Annotated in this window: 3 protein-coding genes; 1 reads left to right on the forward strand and 2 read right to left on the reverse strand. The window is 59.3% G+C overall.

What is annotated here, in order from left to right; genetic code table 11:
- Both ACIQ2D_RS21895 and ACIQ2D_RS21900 read right to left on the reverse strand, forming a co-directional pair.
- A partial coding sequence (locus ACIQ2D_RS21895) for a hypothetical protein (protein ID WP_402867405.1) occupies positions 1-192 on the reverse strand: 192 nt, incomplete at its 3' end.
- A gap of 169 nt (positions 193-361) precedes the next feature.
- The gene (locus ACIQ2D_RS21900; protein ID WP_003944284.1) at positions 362-781 is read right to left on the reverse strand and encodes a hypothetical protein; all 420 of its coding nucleotides are present in this window, start codon (positions 779-781) and stop codon (positions 362-364) included.
- Between the two features lie 528 nt (positions 782-1,309).
- Between ACIQ2D_RS21900 and ACIQ2D_RS21905 the strand changes: the two genes are divergently transcribed.
- Positions 1,310-1,507: hypothetical protein (locus tag ACIQ2D_RS21905; protein ID WP_402867406.1), on the forward strand; the 198-nt coding region annotated here is incomplete at its 3' end.

Genomic DNA, 1,507 nt, shown 5'->3' on the forward strand with positions numbered 1-1,507 from the left:
GGCGTCGGCTCGGGGTCCGACACTGTTGTAGAACACGTCGCCGATTCTCGATTTGTCGCCCGCGAACAGTGCCACTACGACGGTGTTGCTGTCGGGTGGGAACCAGCAGATCAGCCGAAATGCGATGTCGGGGTCGAACGGATGGGCAGTGCGCCAGACCTGGTGTTGACCTGATTGGCGGACTCGTTTCAAGTCGGGTTCATCTTCTTGTGGACAGCCTCGCAGGCTCCGCAACAGCGAGAGTGCATCGGCGGCCCACGCGAGGAGGCGCCGGGAGAGCTCGTCTCCTCCTCTGGCCGCGAGAGACCCGATTCGCCTCGTGGACTGAGGAAAATCGGGTCTCTCGATTTGCTTTGGTGAGCTACTCGGCCAATCGACGCAGACCGAGTACTGCCTCTGCGGCGGCGATTGCTTCTTCCTTACGTTCGCTCCAGCCCACGTTATCCCCCGCGTCGATCATGATTGGGTTTCGCAGGGGCACCTCGTACGGAAGCGTCCCGATACCGGTGGAAACCCACAGGTGGAACGCGCCGCCAACCTTCCATCCACCGTCCGACTTCAGTATCGCGGCGACGTTGTGGGTGACATTGAGCCACTGCGTCGCCCCGATTCCGCCGTCGTCGTATTCGTAAATAGGGCTGACGCGTTTTCCGGGGCCACGGCCTCGGTTGTATTCCTCGTCCGGAGTCGCCGCAACAGGGAACCCGTCCAGCCAATACTCCTTAATGATGGCCCTCACCTCGTCGCCCAGCAACGCCCAACCATCGGCATAGCCCGTCATTCTTTCCTCTTCGTTGTGTGCCCTGCCGACTGGCACTGTTCTACGCACGCGTATCCATGACCATTCAAGCGGACATATTTCCAATACTGACTCGGTAAAATCCTCGCCCTGGAGCAACGGCCGCGACCAGTCAATCCGACGTACCCTCGAACAATCGCTCAATCCGACGCACATGTTCACGCGTATAACCAGTCCGACGAACAACCTCCACCTGCGAAACTCCAGACTGTCGCGCGCGCCAAATCTCGCCGTACAGAGCATCCCGAGCAGCCTTCTCCGCGACTACTGCACGCTTGTGCGCCTCGACGGCCTTCTCCAGCGGATCCATGCAGGTGACGTTACCGTCCGACCTGGACGCGAAACGATTCTGAACCGAGTCCACCCTGAATGCTCGGCCAAATGTCCTTCTCACACTTGCCAATGTGACATGCATGAGGCATCCTGAATGTCACATAGAGTTCTTTCCTTCGTGCTTCACAATCCGCGACAGCTCCAGTCACGCTGACCGCATCGCAGACAGAGGACCTCATGACATCCACGGCAACAAATGTCCATGCCCACGCGCAGCGCGCCTGCGACTCCCTCGTCGACCTTGCCGACAATCTCGACGCACTCGGCCGCTACAACCTCCCACAAGACATCCACACCGCAGCCCTGACCGCACAACACATCTCAAACATCCTCAAAGTCGCTTACCAAATCGCGTTCGCCTACCACAACGCCATC

This window comes from Lysinibacillus sp. NPDC097287 (genome assembly GCF_044761695.1).
GTDB lineage: Bacteria > Bacillota > Bacilli > Bacillales_A > Planococcaceae > Lysinibacillus.

Coding starts and splice junctions, on each gene's coding strand:
- ACIQ2D_RS21900 (WP_003944284.1), bottom strand. CDS start 781: ATGACGGGCTATGCCGATGGTTGGGCGTTGCTGGGCGACGAGGTGAGG.